The sequence below is a fragment of the Brevundimonas sp. GCM10030266 genome (assembly GCF_042666595.1).
GTDB lineage: Bacteria > Pseudomonadota > Alphaproteobacteria > Caulobacterales > Caulobacteraceae > Brevundimonas.
Genome location: NZ_JBHTCY010000001.1, coordinates 25572 through 44048, shown reverse-complemented (window position 1 = coordinate 44048; position 18477 = coordinate 25572). Strand labels below are relative to the sequence as shown.

Genomic DNA, 18477 nt, shown 5'->3' with positions numbered 1-18477 from the left:
GACTCGGCCCGATTCGGGCTTTGTTCCCTACAAGATATTGTATCTTAAGGCCGATTAACCACAACCAAAAACCGAAGCCTTGGGGGGTAAGGGTTTGGCCTCACCGCCACAGGTCTGATTTCCTGCCCGCAGCCGCTTCCCCCCGCGCGTCCGACCCGCTAGGTCAGGCCCGCGTGGCCCCGTAGCTCAGCTGCATAGAGCAAGGCTTTCCTAAAGCCGAGGTCGGAGGTTGGAGTCCTCCCGGGGTCGCCATGTTTTCAATGACTTAGCTGCTCTCGAGGTGGCTGACGGTCCGAGTTGGGACACACTGGGGACACATTAACCTTTTCGTCCCGAGGCGTTTCACCGCCGTCCAGACGGGTTCGTGAGAGGCCAAACCGGGGGTTTCGAGGGAGTGGTTTTGGCCTTCGGATCACCCTTTCGAGCTCATGGTCCCCGCCGAGAGTGTTCATCCTCAAAGCTGGCGGGTCACGCCCGGGGCGAAGTCCGGAGCCGCGCTGCGCCTGTCGCGCGCAGATCGCGGCGATCGGGATGAAAAGGCGCGCATGGCAGGACGGCATGCGACGATGCGCCCGCGAACCGGGCCGGCAGGCGCCGGTTGGGTCTGCATGAAACAGTCCCTCAAACCGCTCCGCGAACAAACCCTCGTCATCACCGGCGCCACCTCGGGCCATGGTCTGGCCACGGCCCGGAAGGCCGCCGCGGCCGGCGCCAACGTCGTTCTCGTGGCCCGCGACGAGGCGACGCTCGTGCGGGTCCGCGATGAGATCCGGGCCCAGGGCGGCACGGCGGACTTCGTGGTCGCGGATGTCGGCGACGAGGCGCAGGTCGAGGCGGCGGCGGCCTTCGCCATTGACCGCTTCGGCGGCTTCGACACCTGGGTCAACAACGCTGGGATCGGCCTGTACGGTGAAGCGCTGGAGGTGCCCACCGACGACCACCAGCGCATTTTCCAGACCAACTACTGGGGCGTGGTCTTCGGCTCGCTGGCGGCCGTCCGCCACCTGAAGGCGAGGGGCGGCGGCGCCTTGATCAATGTGGGCTCGGTCAATTCGGACATGCCCAGCGCCTTGCTCGGCTCGTACAATGCCTCGAAGCACGCGGTGAAGGGCTTCACCGACTCCCTGCGGATCGAACTGATCCAGCAGGGCGAGCCCGTGTCCGTGACCCTGATCAAGCCCAGCGCCATCGGGACGCCCTTCCCGGAGCACGGCCGCAACATCACCGGCTTCAAGGCGCGCCTGCCCGACCCGGTCTACGCCCCGGACCTGGTCGCCGACGCCATCCTGTTCGCCGCCCGCCATCCCCGCCGCGCGATCACGGTGGGCGCCGCGGGTCGCTTCCAGGTCTTCGGGGCGACCGTCTTTCCGCTGCTGTTCGACCGCATCGCCAGCCGGATGTCGGGCAGCATCATCGATCGCGACACGCCAGTCGCAAAGGTGGAGGGCAACCTCTACGCGCCCCAGGGCGACAATGGCCGGGCGGACGGCGCCCAGAAGGGGCGCGGGTTCAGCCTGTACACGGCCGCGGCGCGCAGGCCCGGCGTGAGCCTGGTCGGACTGGGCGCCCTTGTCGGCGCCGGGGCGGTCGGCCTCGTGTTGCTGCGCCGTGGCCGCGCGAAGACGGCGGCGTCTGTGGTGGCGGCCGGATGGAAGACCTGGTCAAGGCGCGCCGCCAGGGCGCCGCAGCACCTGGAGAGTCGCCTCCGCGCCGCAACCCGCTGAGCCGGAGGGGCCGGCGGCGGAGGCTCGCCGGGACCGACTGAACCTTTTACCTGCCCAGCTGGTTGACGGTGTCTTCCGGGAGACCGCCGATGGCCTGCGCCCTGTATTCGCCCAACCTTGAGACGTCCGGGTCCAGGCCGGACGAGAGCGTCGGTCTCTCCGTCCGGTCGTCGTGGGCCGCTGGAGAGAAGGTCCTCTGATGGCGGACGCCCTTTCCCTCAAGACGGATCCAGCCTTCCAGGAGCGGTTCTGGCGGGTGCAGCGGGTCGCCTGGGTCGTGTTCGCCCTCTTTGTTGTCGCCGCCCTGGCCGGTCTCACCGGGGCCGGCGGTCCCCTGTCCCGCGCCGAGGTCCGCACGCCCGAGGGTCTGGTGGACAGCCCGCGGGTCGGCCGCTGGAGCGCCGCCGACGAGATGCGGTTCGAACTCTCCGGACAGAACGGACTGGCGCGCGTCGATCTGTCCGACCGGTTCGCCGCCCATTTCCAGGTCCACGACATCCAGCCCGCGCCGGATCGCACCGAGGCCACGGACGACGGGCAGGCCCTGATCTTCATCGCGCCGGATTCAGCGCGCTCGACGGTGGTTCTTCACGTGACCGCCGAGAACCCCGGGCTGGCGCGCTTCGACGTCCGCCTGAACGGCGGCGCGCCCGTCGCCGTAACCTCCGTCATCCTGCCCTGAGGCCCTGCCATGGAAGCCGTCATCCGCGGCGCCGCGATCTACGCCGTCCTGCTGATCATCATCCGGCTGTCCGGCCGGAGGACCCTCGCGCAGATGACGCCCTTCGACCTCGTCCTTTTGCTGATCGTGGCGGAGACCACCCAGCAGGCGCTGCTCGGCGACGACTTCTCCCTGGTCAACTCCGTCGTGCTGATCCTGACCCTGTTCGCGATCGACATCGGACTGTCCTTCGTCAAGCAGCGCTTCGGGACCCTGGAGAAATGGCTCGACGGCCAGCCGACGCTGCTGCTGAGCCACGGCGAGCCGGACGCGCGAACCCTCTCCCGCGCCCGCCTGTCCACCGACGACATCCTCGAGGCCGCGCGCTCGCGTCAGGGCCTAGAACGGCTAGACCAGATCCGCTTCGCCGTGCTCGAGACCACCGGCGAGATCAGCATCATTCCGCAGAAGGACTGATCCGCCGTCAGGCGCTCCAGGCCACGGTGGTCATCAGGGCGTTTTCCGCTTGCCGGGAATCCAGGCGGCTGTGCTGGACCACGATGGGGCGATCGGAGCGGATCACCGAGGCGTAGTCGGTGTCCCGGGGCACCGGCTCGGGATCGACCAGGTCGTTGAACCGCACATGCTGCGTGCGCCGCGCCTCGACGCTGACCCGGTAGGGGCCGGCCGGCTCCCGGTCGGTGAAGTAGAGGGTGATCTCGACCGCCGCCGTCTCGTCGCCGGTGTTGAGCAGACAGGCGGTTTCATGGCTGGTCATGGCCGGTTCGGGACCGTGGCTGCCGCCGGGGATATAGCCTTCGGCAATGGCCCAGGTCTGGCGTCCGATGCCGCTCATGCCGTGATCTCCTCAAGGACGGGTCGTTCCGTAAGGGCGCCGGCTGCCCAAGGTTCCGTCCTGGTAAAAAGCGCCGCTGGCGTCGAACACGATCCCGCCTGCGGCGTTAGACCGGAGCGCGCCTGCGCCTTTCAATGACCCCGAGCGCGTCTGGACGGGCTCAATCCGCGAGCCTGAATGACAGACCTCCTGCGGCGCGACGGCTTCCTGCCGTTGAACGCCTATTCCGCGATCGGCGATGGACGCGCCGTGGCCCTGTGCGGCGCCGACGGCTCCATCGACTGGTGGTGCGTGCCCAATATGGATTCGCCCCCGCTGTTCGATCGCCTGCTGAGCCCGGAGGCGGGCGGCCGGTTCTCCATCACGCCGACGGGCCGGTTCCGCGTCGAGCGCCGGTACCGGGCGGGCAGCAACGTCCATGAGACGGTGTTCATCACCGACGGCGGCCGGGCGCGGCTGACGGAATCGCTGAACAGCGGCACCGCCGGGCGCCTGCCCTGGGCCGAGCTGGCCCGACGACTGGAGGGGCTGGAGGGCGAGGTCGAGTTCGCCGTCCGCATCCGGTTCGGCGACCGCGCGGACACGGTCAGCCCGTTTCTGAAGGAGAACGCCAACGGCGTCCTCTTCCATGTCGGGGCCGTGCTGGGCCTCCTTCGGTTCAGCGACACGGTGCGGGTCACCCGCAGGGACGATCGCGAGATCGAGGCGACGGTCACGGTGCGGGCGGGGCAGCGGGCGGTGCTGGCGATCGTGGCGGGCGCCGATGAACCGCTCGTCTCGCCCGCCCTCGCGGACATCGACGAGCGGATCGACGTCTCGGACGCGGAGTGGCGGGTCTGGGGGGAGCGGCTGGCGATGGGCGAGGCGTATCACGAGACGATCCTGCGCAGCGCCCTGGCCTTGAAGCTGCTGCTCTACTCGCCCACCGGCGCCATCGTCGCCGCGCCGACCAGTTCGCTGCCGGAGCGGATCGGCGGCGACAAGAATTGGGACTACCGGTTCGCCTGGGTGCGGGACGCCGGCTACACCATCAAGGCGTTCCTTGCGCTGGGCGCCCAGGCCGAGGCCAAGGCGGCCTTCACCTGGTTGATCGCGCGCGTCGGCGAGCATGGCTGCCGCGTCCTGTTCACGCTCAACGGGGGGCTCGTCGATCCGGTCCGGGAGATCGACGTGCCCGGCTATCGCGGATCGCGGCCGGTCCGGGTCGGCAATGACGCCGCCCACCAGCATCAGCACGGGGTCTATGGCGACCTGTTCGAGGTGGCCTGGCGGTTTGTCGAGGCCGGCAATGTCCTGGACGACCGCACCGCCGACGTCCTGTCCAGACTCGCCGACCGGTGCGCCGACCACTGGCGGCAGCCGGACGCGGGCATCTGGGAACTGCAGGCGCCGCGCCAGTACACCATGTCCAAGATCAGCTGCCGGCAGGCGCTGAGCCGCGCCGTCGAACTCGCGGACGGCGGGCACCTGCCGACGACCTGCCGGGACCGCTGGTCGCGCGAGGCGCAGCGGGTCCGGGACTGGATCAACGCCCACTGCTGGTCCGAGGATCGACAGGCCTATGTCGCCTGGGCCGGCTCGGACGAACTGGACGCATCCGTGGCGCTCGCGGTCCGCTTCGGCTTCCCGGACCGGGCGCGTCTGGCGACGACCCTGGACGCGGTGCAGGCGGCGCTCGGCGCGGGCGACTGGCACTACCGGCAGACCGACCTGCGCGACGAGGAGGGCTGCTTCCTGGCCTGCACCTTCTGGATCGCGGAGGCCCGGGCGCTTCTGGGTCAGGTCGAGGCGGCCGAAGCCCTGTTCGAGGCCGCCATCGGCGCCCTGGACCAGGAGGGCGTCTATCCGGAGATGATCGATCCCGGGACCGGCGACTGGCTCGGCAACCTGCCGCAGGGCCTGACCCACCTCGCCATCGTGCACTGCGCGGTCACCCTGGGCGAGGCGCGCCGCGCGACGTGAAAAGGGCCGGCGGCGAGCCGGCCCTTTCCTCGCGTCAGGCGTCGCCGGACCCGCCCGTGACGCCATACACCTCGCCGGTGAGGTAGCTGCCTTCCTGCGACGCCAGCAGCACATAGACCGGGGCGATCTCCACCGGTTGGCCCGGGCGGCCGAAGTCGCTCTGCTCGCCGAACTTGCTCACCGCCTCCTGCGGCTGGCCGCCCGAAGACTGCAGGGCGGTCCAGAACGGACCGGGAGCCACGACATTGGCGCGTACGCCCTTCTCGATCAGCTGTTTGGCCAGGGCCTTGGTGTAGGCGACGATGCCGGCCTTGGTGGTCGCGTAGTCGAGCAGGATGGCGGACGGATCATAGGCCTGGATCGAGGCGGTGGTGATGACCGATGCGCCGGCGGGCAGGTGCGGGACGGCGGCCTGGGCGATCCAGTGCATCGCATACAGATTGGTCTTCATCGTCCGGTCGAAATCCTCGGTCGAGACCTCGTCGATCGCCTCGCGATATTGCTGCCGTCCGGCGTTGATGACGAGGATGTCGAGGCCGCCGAGGTCCGACACCGTCTTCTCGACCAGCGCCCGGCACCAGGCTTCATCGGTGATGTCGCCGGGCAGGGCGAGCGCCTTGCGGCCCTCGGCCTCGATCAGGGCGATCACCTCCGCCGCGTCCTTCTCCTCGGACGGCAGGTAGGAGATGGCCACGTCGGCGCCCTCGCGGGCATAGGCGATGGCGGCGGCGCGGCCGATGCCGGAATCGCCGCCGGTGACCAGCGCCTTGCGCCCGGTCAGCTTCCCGGCGCCCTTGTAGCTGGTTTCGCCGTGATCCGGCTCGGGGTCCATCTTTGCGGCCAGGCCCGGGACCGGCTGCGGCTGTTTCGGAAACGGCGGTTTGGGATATTGCTCGCGCGGATCCTGCAGGGTCAGGCGGTCAGCCATGACGTCTCCTTCGGTTGAGGGGTGGAGCCAGACAACACGACCCGGACCGCCCTGTTCCGTCGGTCCGCCGACAGGACCCTGCGACACAGCCGCAGGGCGCCGTCCCTGATCCGTCAGGGGGTGAACTGGAGGGTGCGGGCGAACTGGATGTCCCGCGGCCCGGGCGCCACGCGGGCGTCGCGCATGAGGGCGATGGCCGCCTCGCCGAACCCCAGCCCCGGGTGGGTCTCGCCCAGGACCTTGCACTGCTCGACGCGTCCGTCCGCTCGCGCGGTGCACTCCAGCGTCACGGCGACGGCCTGCAACATCGGGGCCGGATCCCGAACGCGCTGCATCTCCGGGGGAGGAACGACCGTCGGGCGCGGGAGGGCGCCGGGGTCCATCAGGGCGGCGGCGAGGAGAAGGGCGATCATGGGCGTAACGTCCTGTTCACAGGTGTTAATGGAGCCCGTCCGCTTCCGTTCCGGCCTGGTGATCGTCCGCAGGACCCCACGATCCTGCGCCCAAGAGACCGCGTGGGACCCACGCCCCGCCCGCTCGACAGGTTGCGAGGCGTGTCCTCGACGGGGCGGCCGCGAAGGGAACAGGGAGGGCGGCCACCGGTTGAGCCCGGAAAGGAGACCCGCCATGACGGATGCCCAAGGTCCCGACCCCGTTCCCGGTGAAGACGACGCCCGCTTCCCCGATCCGGCCCGGCCTGAACGCCGTCCGCTGGATCCGGAGACATCGCCGGACGCCCCCGACCGACCCGGGCCGGATCAGGCCGGAGACATTGTGCAAACCCCGCCGGACTGACATAGGGATGCGGCGCATCGCGCGGTTGGCCCGTGAGGGCAGGGGCGGCGACGCCGGGCTGGGTGTCGTCGTCTCCACCGCGGGGTCCTGGGCGCCTTGCCCAGCCCCGCTCTCCGCGCCGCGCTCGACAGGCCCTTGTCGCTCCCGACGCGACCTTCCCCCTTCGAGAGGATGTCGGCGATGACAGATCAGAAGCAGACCGAAGGCCGTCGTCGTAACGGCGCCGTGCCCGGCGGCCGTCCGGACGAGACCACCCCCGAGGACGCCATCCTCAAGGTCGGGCGGCAATCCCGACGCAAGGCGGGGCCGGATGGCCCCGATGCTCGTGAGGTCGGCGACACCTTCAAGCGGAAGCCGGACCCCGCGGCCTGATCGGGAGCCTCGCACGCGCGCCAGGGCCGATCCGCCTCACAAACGTCCCGGCCGGCGAACACCGCGATCCGCGACGCTGTTGCGGAGCCAGACGCCGTGCGGCGCCTCGCGTTGCTGAATACTGCGGACCACTGGATCGCGGCCCTGCAGAGCCGTGCAGCGCCTGCGCCCGGGCCGGCGACGCGGCCTGCCTGAGGCGAGGCGGTCGCGCCGGCCGCTATGTCGGCCATCCGGTCGCGGCGAGGGCCGCGCCGTGCTGTGATCGGCGCGATGCATCGCCTCCGCCTTCGCTATCACGACGGTCTGGACGTCGAAGATCGGTTTCCGGCGATCGATGATGACGAGGCGACGCGCGTGCTCGCCCTGCTGTTCGAGGCGTCCCTAGATCTGTGCGAGGCGGAGGTGCTGACCGCCGACGGTCGGCGGATCGCCCACCTGACGCGCGGCGGCGAAGCGCCGGACCGCTAGGGACCCGACGCTGCGCCGGGTCCCGGCCGTCCCCGCCTATCGCGGCGCGTCGGCGTTGGCTTCATCCAGCTGGTCGACCATCTGCTGATGGTGACGGACAACCGGAAGGGTCTTGGCGGCCCAGGCCTTGAGGGCCTCGTGGTCGCCAGCGCGCCCGTAGGTCTCAAGCAGGGCGACCGTCTCATTATGCGCGGCTTCCTGCTGTTGCAGATAGACGCGGTCGAAGTCCTGGTCGGTCGCGCCGCGCAGGTTGTCGATCAGGCCTTGGTGGCGCTGATCCAGCGCCGCGGGAACCGCGAGGCTGGCGGCGGCGGCGATCGGCTTCAGCTCGTCGTTGGCCTTGCCGTGATCGGCGACCATCTGTTCGCCGAAGGCCTTGATGCGCGGATTGGTGGAGCGCTGGGCGGCGATGCGGCCGGCCTCGACCTCATACATTCCGCCGACCGCCGCATTGGTGACGAACATGGCGCTGGTCATGGCCCCCGCCGGGCCCGCGACAGCGCCGGTCACGCCCGCGGCGTGGTCCTGGGCGGCGTTGACCGCCTGGTTCTGCTGGTCGGGGGCGCCGCCGGTCTCCTGCTGGCAGGCGCCGAGCGCCAGGACGAGGGCGCTCGCGCCGAGTAACGAAAGGGTTTTCATGGAATCCTCCTGTGGACCCCGACCCAACCGCAGCGGGCGCGTCCGGTTGCATCCGCCTCACGACACAGGAACCGGGCGCATCGAAGCCGGTTGGGCGGCCGGAGGAGATCATGCTGACCAATGCCGACACGCCTGCCGACGCCGCCTATGCGCTGGCTGGCGTTTATGTAAATCCGGGCGCCGCGCGCGCCCCCGGGCCGACGCCCTCGAGTACAAAACCCTCGACCGAGCAGGGGATGGAGACCGGCGATTCCAAACGCCTGGAGCCTGGAACGGCGCGGGCCGGGGAGAAACCGGCGGACCCGGACGTCGCCGCAAAATGATCGCCCGTCCTGATGGCCCCGTGCGCGATGCGGCCCAAAGGGGGAGCGCCCCTTCGCGTCTCGCCTAGCGCCAGCCGTCCAGCACCTCGTCCAGGTCGGCGGTCTCGATCTGCAGGCTGAACCGATCCCGGTAGAGTTCCAGGACCGCGTCATGGACGCTGTCCGCCGAACTGCACAGGGCGTCGGTGACGATAATCACGCGGAAGCCCAGATCGACGGCGCCGAGCACGGTGGCGAGCACGCAGACGTCGGTCTCCCCGCCCGTCACGATCAGGGTGTCTACGCCGGCCGTCTGGAGCGCCTGCTGCAGGGCGCCGTGGAACCACGGAGAGTAGACGCCCTTGTCGAACACGCGGGCGGGCGGGACATACCGCTGAAGATCGGACGGCAGTTCAAGCAGCGCGGGGTCGATCTGCGCTCCCGTCAGCGCCGCCCAGTGGGTCCAGTAGCGAACCCAGGCTCCGCGCGCCGCTTCGGGGACGGCGGGCGGGATGAACCGGGTGAAGCAGGTCCGGTCTGCGTGCGCGTCGCACAGGCGGACGATGCCGGGAAGCACCCGGTTCGCCCACGGCGTGCGCCAGGGCGTGTCGTCCAGGAACAGCCGCTGCATGTCCACGCACAGGTGGACCGCGCTGGCCGGGACGCGGTCACGCAGACCGTCCCCCATGGCGTCAGGCCGCCGGCCGCATCGCCTCGGCGTTGATGGCGGCGTCGGCGATGGTCGTCAGGTCCTCGTCGGTCCTGGATTCTTCCGCGAGGGTTTCGTCCAGCAGGCGGGCGGCGTCATCGAGACCGAGCACCGTGGCCCAGCGCTTCAGCGTGCCGTAACGGGTGATCTCATAGTGCTCGACCGCCTGCGCGGCGGCCAGGAGACCGGCGTCCAGGGCCGGATTGTCCTTGTACTCCTCCATGATCTCCTCGCCTTCCGCGAGGATCCCTTCGATCGCGTCGCAGGTCTTGCCGCGCGGGGCCTTGCCGATGATCTCGAACACCTGCTGAAGGCGTTCGATCTGGCCTTCGGTCTCGGCCTGGTGTTTCTCGAAAGCCGCCTTCAGCTCGGGCGCCTGGGCGGCCCGGGCCATCTTCGGAAGGGACTTCAGGATTTTGCGCTCCGCGTAATAGATGTCGCGCAGGGTGTCGTGGAACAGGGTGTCGAGCGTCTTGTCGGCCATGGGGCGTCTCCGCTGCCTGGGGTTGAGGGGCGCCCCGACAACCCGCCGCCTTGCGTCCCGTTCCTGTGTCGGATTTCGACGTCCCGTCGCCGGTGGGAACCGCTGCGCCGCTGTTTCGCTGGACCCTGCGGCCCAAGATCCGAGGCTCTGGTTATTCGGGAGGCGAGCGATGGCGCCGAGACTGAAGGTGTTCACCTGGTCGGACGGGTTTCACGCCCATCCGGTCGCCGTCAGTTCGCGCGCCAAGGCGCTGGCGGCCTGGGGCGCCGAACAGGATCTCTTCAAATCGGGATATGCCCGCGAGGTGACGTCGGGCCCGGACTTCGAGGCGGCCATGGCGTCACCGGGCGAGGTGATGCGGCGGGGGGAAGCGATCGACATCGGCAAGATCACCCGCGCGCCCAAACCGCGCCGACGCGGGCCCACGCCGGCGCAGGTCGCCCGGGTCGCGGCGCTGGACGCCGAGCTCGAGGCGCTGGACGCGGCCTGGCAGGTGGAGGAGGCGGACCGGGCGCAGGCGCTCGCGCGATTGGAGCGCGAGGCGCGCGACGCGCGCGCGCGTCATGACCGCGACAGGGCTGCGCTGCGGCGAAGGCTGTCGGCGGCGCGCCGGGCGCGTGGCGGATAGCGGAGGGTGGAAGCTCCGGCGCAATGGGGGGGCATGTGCGCCGGAGCTTCTGGGGAGCGGATGGAAACGCGCCCGGCGCCCCAACCCTGGGGCGGGGCGACGGTTCCCTCTCCCCGGTCAGGCGCCGCCGCCCGGCTCCGCCATCTTGCGATGCTGCTCCGCCAGCATCGACTGCGGCGTGACCGCCGCCATCGCCGCCTGCACCTTGTTGCCCAGGCCGGCCACCACGTCGCCGTCGCCGCGCATCAGGGCCTGGTAACCGGCCTTCGCCACGTCGGCCGGATCCATCTTGTGGTCGTCCTGCCCCACCCGGGTGTCCAACAGGCCCGCCCGTTCGAAGAAGGCGGTGTCGGTCACGCCGGGCATCAGGACGGTGACGCTGACGCCGGTGTCCTTCAATTCGTTGCGCAGGGCGAAGGAAAAGCTGTCCACGAAGGCCTTGGAGGCGTTGTAGACGGCCTGGAAGCTGCCGGGCATCAGGCCGGCGATCGAGCCGGTGAAGAGGATCCGCCCCTGGCCGCGATCCCGCATCCGCCGACCCAGCAGCCAGGCCAGACGGATTGTGCCGGTGATGTTGGTGTTGATGACGTGCAGGATGTCGTCAAAGGCCTCGTCGAGAAACCCCTGGCCGAGGCCGTGGCCGGCGTTGGCGGCGAGGGCGTCCACCGGACGATCGCCGATCCGGTCCACCAGCATCTGCACGCCCTGTTCGGTCGCCAGATCGGCCTGGACCGCCTCGACGCGCGCGCCCAGTTGCTCAAGGCCCTGCACGGCTTCGGCCAGGGCGGTGTCGGCCGCGACCACCAGATCGTAGCCGTCTTCGGCGAACAGTCGCGCCAGCTCGTAGCCGATCCCGGAGGAGGCGCCGGTGACGACGGCGAGCGGGCGGACGGTCTGGGCAGCGGTGGAGTCGAGGTCAGTCATGAGGCGCTCCTTTGAGGTGAGCAGCCAACCGGGGGGGCGGTCTGCCGGTTCCGGACAACCGGAAGGGAACGAAGCGACAGCGCTCCGGTTGGCCGAGCTCGACACACGGGAGCCCGATCTGGACGCCGGCGGCGGGCGTTCGCCGACACGGGGAACAGACCGCGTCGCCTCCGGTTGGTCTTTTGAGAAGGAGACGACCATGACGGACACCCCCAAACCCGGCCCGGCGACCCGCCCCGAAGACGCCGACGACACAAACCGGAGCGCCGGGGCCAACCGCCCGGACCAGAACGACACCGACGCCCCGGGCAAGACCCGGGCTGATCCCGCGACCGGCGGAGAGGGCGCCGCGGGCGCGGGCGGATCCGGTGGGTTCGGCACATGACGATGCGCATCTTCGAGGTCACTCTGCGCGCGCGCGATGGCGGCGAGCGAACGGTCAAGGTTCCCTCCAAGACCGGCGTCCAGGCGGGCGACGCCGCCGTCGCCCTGGCCCGGTCCGGCGAAGCGATCACAGGCATCCGGGAGACCCAGGACCCGCTTCAGCAGGTCGATGGGCTCCCGGCCGGCACGCAGACGCATCCCGACCAGCCGATTTAGGTCGCGTTCGTCCGGCTCGAGCCCCGCTCCGGGCGGTGTCTCAGGCGGCCGTCCGGTCCATGCGAAACGGCGCGGGCGGGGTTTCGAACATCAGGGGCGCGTTCTCGCCCTCGGTCGGCGGGAAGCAGATGAACCGCGCGGCGATGGCGCCGCCCTTGAGCCGCAGGTCGAGCTGCACCTCGGCACCCGCGGAGGCCAGGCGCAAGGCGAGGTCCCGCCCGGCCTTCTCCGCCACGCGACCACTGGCGAACACCATCGGATTTGCCGCGCCATCCACCTTCAGGATCCAGCCCGTGTCCGCCGGCGCGACGACGAGGCGATGGGTTTGCGCAGCGGGCTCAGTCATCTGCGCGCCGGTCGGATGCGCGTGCGCCCCGACCCGCCAGAAGCGCCAGGGCGAACACCGCGGCGACCGCCGCCGCCGTCGCCAGCCAGGACGGGTCCGGCCCCATCACGCCGCCGCCTTTGCGCGCGACGCCCGGCACAGGGCGGTCAGCTTGCGGCTGATCGTCGATCTCTCCAACTGGCTGACTTCCGCGATGGTGTAGCCTTCCTTCTCCAACGCCCGACCGATCGCCCAGCGCGCCGGAAAGGCGCCTGTCGCCGCAAGGGCCAGAGCGCGCTCGATGACGTTGGGACGGGGACCGGAGCTCATCGACGGCCTCCCAACTCACGCTGCACGTCCGACGCCCGATCGCCCACGCGTTCGACCGCGCGACGTAAGGCGCCTTCGGTGACGCCGAAGCGCGTCGCCCATTCCCGAACCTCATGCGCCCCCTCCAGGGATATGCGCTGTCGGCCATCCATCCCGGCCGTCCAGGCGTCCTTGAGCATGTCCAGAGCCTCCACACTGTCGTTGCCCGGATCAAACACCTGGCCGCAAGCCTGTGTTCCTAAGTCGGTTTTGGACATTGGCGGGGTAAGCTCCGATTGTCCGCCCCAGTGCGTCGCGGCCCTTCACTCTCAGAGGACGTCGTGCACGATCCCCTTGGCCTTCGCCTCCCGCGCCTCGAGATACCAGTTCTCGGGCGCGCGGCGCAGGACGTCTTCCATGGTGATCTGCGAACCGCGAACCAGGTTTTCGAAGCCTTCGTTCTGGATCGCGATCGAGTGTTCAAGCTCGTGCAGCACGGCGCGCACCGAGGCGACGCAGGTGGTCAGGGGACCGGCCACATGCAGCATCTTGTCCATCTTGCGCTCGTGGATCATCACCCGCGTGCCGCGGGTGAGATAGCGGTTCGGAATGGCGAAGAAGCTCATGAAGGTGGCGCCGGCGGAGTAGATGGCGGCCTTCCCCAGGAAGACGAAGCGCCGGGCCGGATTCAGGTCGCTGTGAAAGCGGATGTCCTCACCCATCATGCGCGCGACTTCAGGATCGCCGCCCAGGGTGGACAGCTCGACCACCACAAGACCGGTGGCGGGCGCCTGGTCCAGCTGCAGCCGGAACCGGTCGTACATGGCGTAGTCGACGACGCCAGCCAGCTGGATCCGCGGCGCATCGAACGCCTTGGCGTCCAGCGGGCCGTTCAAGGGTCGGGTGTCCGGCGTGGACTGGGACAAGGGCGTCGTCGTCATTCCTGCACCGGGTAGCCGCGTGAGACCGCCCAGGCGCGCGCCGCCTCCGCGCTGAAGAAGGGGCGCATGGCGTCGCGCGTCACCCCCTCGTCATCGTGCAACTCGCACTCAAGCCACTGGATGGTCCGGTGATCGGACGTTCGACGCGAAACGGGATGAGGGGGCGAATCTCGACATGGGAGGCGCAAACACGGGAGGTCGCCTCGGGTTCCGGCGATCCGAACCGATCAGGACCCGGGTGTCAGCGTCGAGAACCAGTCGGCGTAAGGGGTGTTTCGGGCGAGGCGCCGGTTGTAGTCCGGCGCGCCGTCCGTCCACCACACGGGCCCGCGCTCGCCAAGGGCGATCTTGGCCGCGTTGACCCGTCCCCGCGCCGCGGCCAGCCCGTGGCCCTCCCGCAGGGCGCGGCGCACAGCGCTTCGCGCCGATCCGAGGTCGCGGACCAGGGCGATCCGCTCGGCCTCATCCAGCGCCGGATTCGTTGTCCGCCATAATCGGCCGCGGACAACGAAATAGCGGCCGTCCGGCGTGACCGGATAGGTCGCGCTCACGCCGCCCGCTGATCGTCCAGCAGGGCGCGCGCCGCCTGGATCGCGGCCTCGGGATCGGTATGGCAGCGGTCGATCACGCCGTCGATCTCCGGCTGCCGGGAGGGCGTGATGCGGGCGGCGACCATCCCCCACTGGTCGAACAGGCGCGTCTGGATGTCTTGCCGCGAGACGAAGCGGATGTCCCGGTGGCGAGGGTCGGCCTCAATGCGCCGCAGCGTGCGGTCGAGATCCTGCCGGGCGCCCTCGAGCACCTGGAAGAACCGCCCGCGGCTGATGAGCAGCACGCCCGAAAGCCGGTCGCGGGCGTTGTTGCGATCGGAAACGGCGAGAATCTCCGCCAGTGTCTGCAACGCCAGTTCCGGTCGGAGGGCGTGACTGCAATAGGCGACGCGTTGCAGGTCCAGGTTCATGACGGCTCCTCGGCCCGGCGCAGCGTCCGGGAATGGCAAAGGTTCCGACACCGGGCCCTGGGCGCGCTCACGCCGAAGCGAGAAGGTCGCGGGTTTCTACGTTCACGACGACCTCGCCGGCGGCGTTCTCGACGAAGACGCGCACATGACCGTCTTCCCAGAACCGCTCCTCGCGCGATCTCAGGATTTCCCCGAGGGTTCGAAGGGCCGCGGTGCGCGCCGCCGCCACGTCGGGCAGCGCTTCTCCGTCCTCGTCCCGGACAATCGTCCCATCCACGATATGTATGAAATAGCGGTCCATGGGGGCTCAACCGTGCGCCCCGTCAGCGGTTCCCGGGCAGCACCTTCAGTTCGATCGCCAGCCGGTGGAGCTGGTCGTAGCAGCCGCAGGCCCGCCGCTTGAGGCCCGCCCGATCGAGGATTTCCATCCGCGACCGGGTGTGCCGGATGAGACGCTCCGACTTCAGCGCGCCGAACGCTTCCACCATGGAGGTACGCTGAACGCCCAGCGAATTGGCGACCTGCTCCTGGGTCAGCCGCAGCTCGGCGGCTCCGGTCAGGTCGCTGGTGGTGAGAAGCCACCGCGCCAGCCGCGCCGTGGCGCGGTGATAGGTGTTGCACAGCGCCAGCTGGTTCGCCTGGGCCTGGTAGAAATGGGTGAGGGCCAGAAGCCGGTGACGCAGACCCGGCCGTCGGTCCGATAGCGTCCGCAGGGCCTCCGCCGGGATGACATAGGCGTCTCCCCCCACAGTGCAGACCACCTGCCAGGCGCTCGGCGCCGCCGCCATGAAGGGCGCCAGGCCGGACAGACCTTCCTTGCCGATCACCGCGGTCTCGAGATGCTGGCCTTCCGGCGCGGCGATGACGTTGGCCAACTGGGCCCGGACCGGAAAATGGACGAGGGTGACCGCAGCATCCTGCCGGATGAGCACCTCGCCGTCCGCAAGATCGACAGGCCTCAGGAGCCGCACGACCGCGTCACGATCCTCCGGCTCCAAAGCGTCCAGGAAGTAGTTTCCGGTCATCGGGCATCCTTTCCCCTCCAGCGTGTAGCGCCAAGTTGAGGATGTGATTGTCCAATAGCCGACATAGGCGGTTGTGCCGCGCGTCGGCCGGGGCGGCCCTAGAGGTGGATGACGGTGAAGCCCGCCGCCTGCGCCAGGCGATCGGACAGAACCGTCCGATGGCAGCCTCGGGGATCGCCTTCAAAACACAGCAGGGCGACCCGCCGGCTTGACGCCAGGGTTCGCAAGGCCTCGAACTCCACCACGGCCTGGGGGTCTCGCAGATGAGCGGAGAACAGGGCCCGCATCTCGCCGATACGACCTTTTCGGGCGGCCTCCCGGCCCGCCTTGGGGGTGCCGAGCCCCCGCAGATGAACATAGTCGATGCCTTCGGCGGCGAGGCTCTCCCGCAGCAGGGTTTTGGAGAAACCCGCGCGTCGGGATGCGGCGACCGCCCGCACGTCGACGAGGGTGTCGACCCCGGCGGCCTTGAGCCGGTCGATGACATCCGGCTGGGCGGCGCCCTCATAGCCGATGGTGCACAGGTCCATTCGGGAGCAACGGCCAACGCCCTTCAAGGTTCTCGGGCGCTGACGTCCGTGAACGGCTCTGGCGCCCGCAGGGCTTCGGACTGGCTGCCCGTTGCAGGGCGAGCGCGCGGTTGAACATGAGCCGCGCCCTTGGTCCAACAGCACACCCGCCTGGCGGTTGGTCGGAAGGCGCAAGTCGCTCCACGCGGTTCGAAACCAAACGGTCCGACTGTCCGGAACCGGACAGTGTCCGTAACCAGACTTTGCGAGATATCAGTGCTTTACGGCCTTTTAGCGATTGCGGACTAGCGTTCAGAGGTCGCCGTATCGAGCGGCCGTTGAGGCGAACGCTCATGACCGGGTCGACCCCCCAGCTGTCTCGGCTGCAACGGTTCGTCGTCGCCGGACGGCTCCGGTACTGGATCATCAGCAGCTGGGCGCTCGCCCTGGCGACCGTGATCCCGATCGTCTGGGTCGCCGTCTGGTATGGCGTCACCATGGTCTCTGGCGTGTTGCGAGGCCTGGTGGATCAGCGCCGTGACCGGCTGCCAGCGGGCAGCGCCACGGCCGTCGCGACCCTCGCCTGTCTGGCCTGGGCGGCAGCGCCCCTGATCGCCTGGTTCTTTGGCGGATCGCACGGCGACACCCTGGCCGCGGTCCTGCTCTGCGCCGGCTACTTCCTCGTCTTCACCCAGATGCGCGCGGCGCCGCGCGAAGCGATCGTCGTCTCTTCCCCCTACAGCGTGGCGACAGCCATCATCCTCGTCGACATGGTCGGGGAGCCCGAGTTCTGGACCGTGCTCGCCACCCTGCCAATTCTGGCCATCGCACTGCTGATCAAGGTGCTGATCACCCAGCTCAAGGACCGCGAGCTCAGCGCGGTCGCCGATCGCCAGAGGGAGCTGATCGCGGAACTCGAGCAGGCGCGCGATCGCGCCCATGCCGCCTCGGAGGCGAAGTCCAACTTCCTCGCTGTCATCTCCCACGAGCTGCGCACGCCGATGAACGGCGTGCTCGGCGCCGCCCAGTTGCTGGATCACGACGGTCTCACGGCCCGCGACCGCGACTATGTGCGGATCATCCGGGGCTCCGGCGAGGGGCTGCTGGACCTGCTCAATGACCTGCTCGACGTCAGCAAGATGGAGGCGGGGAAGCTTGAACTGCACCCGCGACCGATCGAGACCCGGGATTTTCAGGCGCGGCTCGTCGGTCCCTGTCAGACACAGGCCGAAGCCAAGGGGCTCGAGCTGATCGTCGACTGCGCGTCCTGCCTCCCTCCGCGGATTCTCGCGGACCCGGTGCGCCTGGGGCAGGTGGTGCAGAACCTTCTGAGCAACGCGATCAAATTCACCGAGGAGGGCCGCGTGACGCTGCGGATCGGCTGTCACACCGACGGCGGCGCGACCCGCCTGTCCTTCTGCGTGGAAGACACCGGACCCGGCATCAGCGCGGAAGGCCAGGCGCAGCTGTTCCAGCCGTTCCAGCAGCTGGACGACTCTTCCACGCGGCGCTTCGGCGGGACGGGGCTGGGCCTGACCATCGCGCGTCGCATCGCCCTTCAGATGGGCGGGGACGTCGAGGTCCGCTCCACGCCGGGCGTCGGATCGGTCTTCACCTTCACCGCCCTGGTCGAGCCTCTCGGGGACATCGAGGCCGCTCCATCGGCGGCGCCCGGGGAGGACGGGGGCGACGGGCGTCTGCGCGTGCTGGTGGTGGAGGATCATCCGGTGAACCGCATGATCATCGAAGCCTGGCTGGGCGCCCAAGGGCACGCGGTGGCGACAGCGAATGATGGAGAAGACGGGTTGGCTGCGGCCCGGCAGGAGGGGTTCGACCTGATCCTGATGGATGTGAACATGCCCGGCATGGACGGACTGACCGCCACGCGCCAGATCCGCGCACACCCCGGCCCCAACGCTGACACGCCGGTTGTGATCCTGTCGGCCTCGGCGCGCCCCCAGGATCACGAGGTTGGCCTCGCTGCAGGCGCGGACGCCTATCTGAACAAGCCCATCGACTTCGGCGCCCTGGCAGAGATGGTGTCGCGGCTTCCGGTCCTGCGTCGGCCCGGCGCCGCGGCAGCCTGACCTGCGACCAAGGCCCCCTGCGCGTGCAAGCTTGCCGCCCATATCCGGCTCCAGCAGAGCCGGATCTTGGCCTTGCCGACGGTTCCACTCGCAAGGCTCCGCCACGCCTTGGGCTGCATCCGCCTCGGCGGCGGTGACGCCCTCCGGGAGAGGCGAGGAGGAGCAGCCCCGGCCCGAAGGGGACGCATGGACGAGGCGCTACAGGCACCGTTCGCAGCGCGGCCCGGGCGCTCGACGGTCCTGCCGGTCGGAACCGTCCGACCCCGGC

Annotated in this window: 28 protein-coding genes and 1 tRNA gene; 13 read left to right on the top strand and 16 right to left on the bottom strand. The window is 69.6% G+C overall.

Features of this window, described 5'->3' with window-relative positions; all coding sequences use genetic code 11:
- The first annotated feature begins 175 nt into the window (after positions 1-175).
- The 4 genes from ACFQQC_RS00320 (at position 176) to ACFQQC_RS00305 (ending at position 2862) form a co-directional block, all read left to right on the top strand.
- Positions 176-252: transfer RNA gene (locus ACFQQC_RS00320), tRNA-Arg, on the top strand.
- Positions 253-608: 356 nt separating this feature from the next.
- Positions 609-1724 (top strand): SDR family oxidoreductase, encoded by a 1116-nt coding sequence (locus tag ACFQQC_RS00315; RefSeq protein ID WP_376858582.1) that lies wholly within the window; start codon positions 609-611, stop codon positions 1722-1724.
- Between the two features lie 199 nt (positions 1725-1923).
- Positions 1924-2406 (top strand): hypothetical protein, encoded by a 483-nt coding sequence (locus ACFQQC_RS00310; protein ID WP_376858580.1) that lies wholly within the window; start codon positions 1924-1926, stop codon positions 2404-2406.
- A 9-nt stretch (positions 2407-2415) separates the two neighbouring features.
- Entirely contained in the window at positions 2416-2862 is a 447-nt protein-coding gene (locus ACFQQC_RS00305; protein WP_376858578.1) for a DUF421 domain-containing protein, read from the top strand.
- 7 nt (positions 2863-2869) lie between these two features.
- On the opposite strand, the gene ACFQQC_RS00300 is transcribed toward ACFQQC_RS00305, so the two are convergent.
- Complete coding sequence (locus ACFQQC_RS00300; protein WP_376858576.1) at positions 2870-3241, bottom strand: sensory rhodopsin transducer; 372 nt, start codon at positions 3239-3241, stop codon at positions 2870-2872.
- A gap of 177 nt (positions 3242-3418) precedes the next feature.
- Here ACFQQC_RS00300 and ACFQQC_RS00295 point away from each other — a divergent pair, with 177 nt between their 5' ends.
- A complete protein-coding gene (locus ACFQQC_RS00295) occupies positions 3419-5203 on the top strand; it encodes a glycoside hydrolase family 15 protein (protein WP_376858574.1) in 1785 nt (594 codons plus the stop codon).
- Positions 5204-5237: 34 nt separating this feature from the next.
- Here ACFQQC_RS00295 and ACFQQC_RS00290 read toward each other — a convergent pair whose 3' ends face one another.
- Together ACFQQC_RS00290 and ACFQQC_RS00285 are read right to left on the bottom strand one after the other, a co-directional pair.
- Entirely contained in the window at positions 5238-6131 is an 894-nt protein-coding gene (locus ACFQQC_RS00290; protein WP_376858573.1) for an SDR family oxidoreductase, read from the bottom strand.
- A gap of 113 nt (positions 6132-6244) precedes the next feature.
- Positions 6245-6544, bottom strand: coding sequence for a TonB family protein (locus ACFQQC_RS00285; protein WP_376858571.1), 300 nt, complete (start codon positions 6542-6544; stop codon positions 6245-6247).
- A gap of 214 nt (positions 6545-6758) precedes the next feature.
- On the opposite strand from ACFQQC_RS00285, the gene ACFQQC_RS00280 reads away from it, so the two are divergent.
- The 3 genes from ACFQQC_RS00280 to ACFQQC_RS00270 all read left to right on the top strand — a co-directional run bounded on the left by ACFQQC_RS00280 (position 6759) and on the right by ACFQQC_RS00270 (position 7766).
- Complete coding sequence (locus ACFQQC_RS00280) at positions 6759-6926, top strand: hypothetical protein (protein ID WP_376858569.1); 168 nt, start codon at positions 6759-6761, stop codon at positions 6924-6926.
- A gap of 180 nt (positions 6927-7106) precedes the next feature.
- The gene (locus tag ACFQQC_RS00275) at positions 7107-7298 is read left to right on the top strand and encodes a hypothetical protein (protein WP_376858567.1); all 192 of its coding nucleotides are present in this window, start codon (positions 7107-7109) and stop codon (positions 7296-7298) included.
- Between the two features lie 270 nt (positions 7299-7568).
- On the top strand, positions 7569-7766 hold the full coding sequence (locus tag ACFQQC_RS00270) for a hypothetical protein (RefSeq protein ID WP_376858565.1): 198 nt from the start codon (positions 7569-7571) through the stop codon (positions 7764-7766).
- A 36-nt stretch (positions 7767-7802) separates the two neighbouring features.
- Here ACFQQC_RS00270 and ACFQQC_RS00265 read toward each other — a convergent pair whose 3' ends face one another.
- Positions 7803-8405, bottom strand: coding sequence for a DUF4142 domain-containing protein (locus tag ACFQQC_RS00265; protein ID WP_376858563.1), 603 nt, complete (start codon positions 8403-8405; stop codon positions 7803-7805).
- Between the two features lie 110 nt (positions 8406-8515).
- Here ACFQQC_RS00265 and ACFQQC_RS00260 point away from each other — a divergent pair, with 110 nt between their 5' ends.
- Entirely contained in the window at positions 8516-8728 is a 213-nt protein-coding gene (locus ACFQQC_RS00260; protein ID WP_376858561.1) for a hypothetical protein, read from the top strand.
- 64 nt (positions 8729-8792) lie between these two features.
- Here the strand turns inward: ACFQQC_RS00260 and ACFQQC_RS00255 are convergent, their stop codons facing one another.
- On the bottom strand, positions 8793-9395 hold the full coding sequence (locus ACFQQC_RS00255) for a cysteine hydrolase family protein (RefSeq protein ID WP_376858560.1): 603 nt from the start codon (positions 9393-9395) through the stop codon (positions 8793-8795).
- A gap of 4 nt (positions 9396-9399) precedes the next feature.
- A complete protein-coding gene (locus ACFQQC_RS00250; RefSeq protein ID WP_376858558.1) occupies positions 9400-9900 on the bottom strand; it encodes a ferritin-like domain-containing protein in 501 nt (166 codons plus the stop codon).
- A 169-nt stretch (positions 9901-10069) separates the two neighbouring features.
- On the opposite strand from ACFQQC_RS00250, the gene ACFQQC_RS00245 reads away from it, so the two are divergent.
- Positions 10070-10528, top strand: a complete 459-nt coding sequence (locus ACFQQC_RS00245) for a hypothetical protein (RefSeq protein ID WP_376858556.1) — start codon at positions 10070-10072, stop codon at positions 10526-10528.
- Between the two features lie 117 nt (positions 10529-10645).
- Here the strand turns inward: ACFQQC_RS00245 and ACFQQC_RS00240 are convergent, their stop codons facing one another.
- Positions 10646-11452: an SDR family NAD(P)-dependent oxidoreductase gene (locus ACFQQC_RS00240; RefSeq protein ID WP_376858554.1), complete on the bottom strand. Its 807-nt coding sequence runs from the start codon at positions 11450-11452 to the stop codon at positions 10646-10648.
- A gap of 199 nt (positions 11453-11651) precedes the next feature.
- Between ACFQQC_RS00240 and ACFQQC_RS00235 the strand changes: the two genes are divergently transcribed.
- Positions 11652-11837, top strand: a complete 186-nt coding sequence (locus ACFQQC_RS00235) for a hypothetical protein (protein WP_376858552.1) — start codon at positions 11652-11654, stop codon at positions 11835-11837.
- Positions 11834-12052 (top strand): hypothetical protein, encoded by a 219-nt coding sequence (locus ACFQQC_RS00230; RefSeq protein WP_376858550.1) that lies wholly within the window; start codon positions 11834-11836, stop codon positions 12050-12052. Before ACFQQC_RS00235 ends, ACFQQC_RS00230 begins: the two co-directional genes overlap by 4 nt.
- Before the next feature lie 40 nt (positions 12053-12092).
- Here the strand turns inward: ACFQQC_RS00230 and ACFQQC_RS00225 are convergent, their stop codons facing one another.
- The 9 genes from ACFQQC_RS00225 to ACFQQC_RS00185 form a co-directional block, all read right to left on the bottom strand.
- A complete protein-coding gene (locus ACFQQC_RS00225) occupies positions 12093-12398 on the bottom strand; it encodes a hypothetical protein (protein ID WP_376858548.1) in 306 nt (101 codons plus the stop codon).
- Between the two features lie 105 nt (positions 12399-12503).
- Positions 12504-12707, bottom strand: a complete 204-nt coding sequence (locus ACFQQC_RS00220; RefSeq protein WP_376858546.1) for a hypothetical protein — start codon at positions 12705-12707, stop codon at positions 12504-12506.
- Positions 12704-12964: a DUF3606 domain-containing protein gene (locus tag ACFQQC_RS00215; RefSeq protein ID WP_376858544.1), complete on the bottom strand. Its 261-nt coding sequence runs from the start codon at positions 12962-12964 to the stop codon at positions 12704-12706. Before ACFQQC_RS00215 ends, ACFQQC_RS00220 begins: the two co-directional genes overlap by 4 nt.
- A 51-nt stretch (positions 12965-13015) precedes the next feature.
- Complete coding sequence (locus ACFQQC_RS00210; RefSeq protein WP_376858542.1) at positions 13016-13627, bottom strand: peptidase S14; 612 nt, start codon at positions 13625-13627, stop codon at positions 13016-13018.
- Positions 13628-13854: 227 nt separating this feature from the next.
- Positions 13855-14178 (bottom strand): hypothetical protein, encoded by a 324-nt coding sequence (locus ACFQQC_RS00205; protein WP_376858541.1) that lies wholly within the window; start codon positions 14176-14178, stop codon positions 13855-13857.
- Entirely contained in the window at positions 14175-14588 is a 414-nt protein-coding gene (locus tag ACFQQC_RS00200) for a BLUF domain-containing protein (RefSeq protein WP_376858539.1), read from the bottom strand. The genes ACFQQC_RS00205 and ACFQQC_RS00200 overlap by 4 nt, the downstream gene beginning before the upstream one ends.
- A 67-nt stretch (positions 14589-14655) precedes the next feature.
- Positions 14656-14889 carry a DUF6894 family protein gene (locus ACFQQC_RS00195; protein ID WP_376858537.1) on the bottom strand — a complete coding sequence of 78 codons (234 nt, stop codon included), beginning with the start codon at positions 14887-14889 and terminating at the stop codon, positions 14656-14658.
- Positions 14890-14911: 22 nt separating this feature from the next.
- Positions 14912-15613 (bottom strand): Crp/Fnr family transcriptional regulator, encoded by a 702-nt coding sequence (locus ACFQQC_RS00190; protein ID WP_376858535.1) that lies wholly within the window; start codon positions 15611-15613, stop codon positions 14912-14914.
- A gap of 98 nt (positions 15614-15711) precedes the next feature.
- Entirely contained in the window at positions 15712-16143 is a 432-nt protein-coding gene (locus tag ACFQQC_RS00185) for a DUF488 family protein (RefSeq protein WP_376858533.1), read from the bottom strand.
- A 332-nt stretch (positions 16144-16475) separates the two neighbouring features.
- Between ACFQQC_RS00185 and ACFQQC_RS00180 the strand changes: the two genes are divergently transcribed.
- Entirely contained in the window at positions 16476-18209 is a 1734-nt protein-coding gene (locus ACFQQC_RS00180) for an ATP-binding protein (RefSeq protein WP_376858531.1), read from the top strand.
- Positions 18210-18477 lie beyond the last annotated feature (268 nt).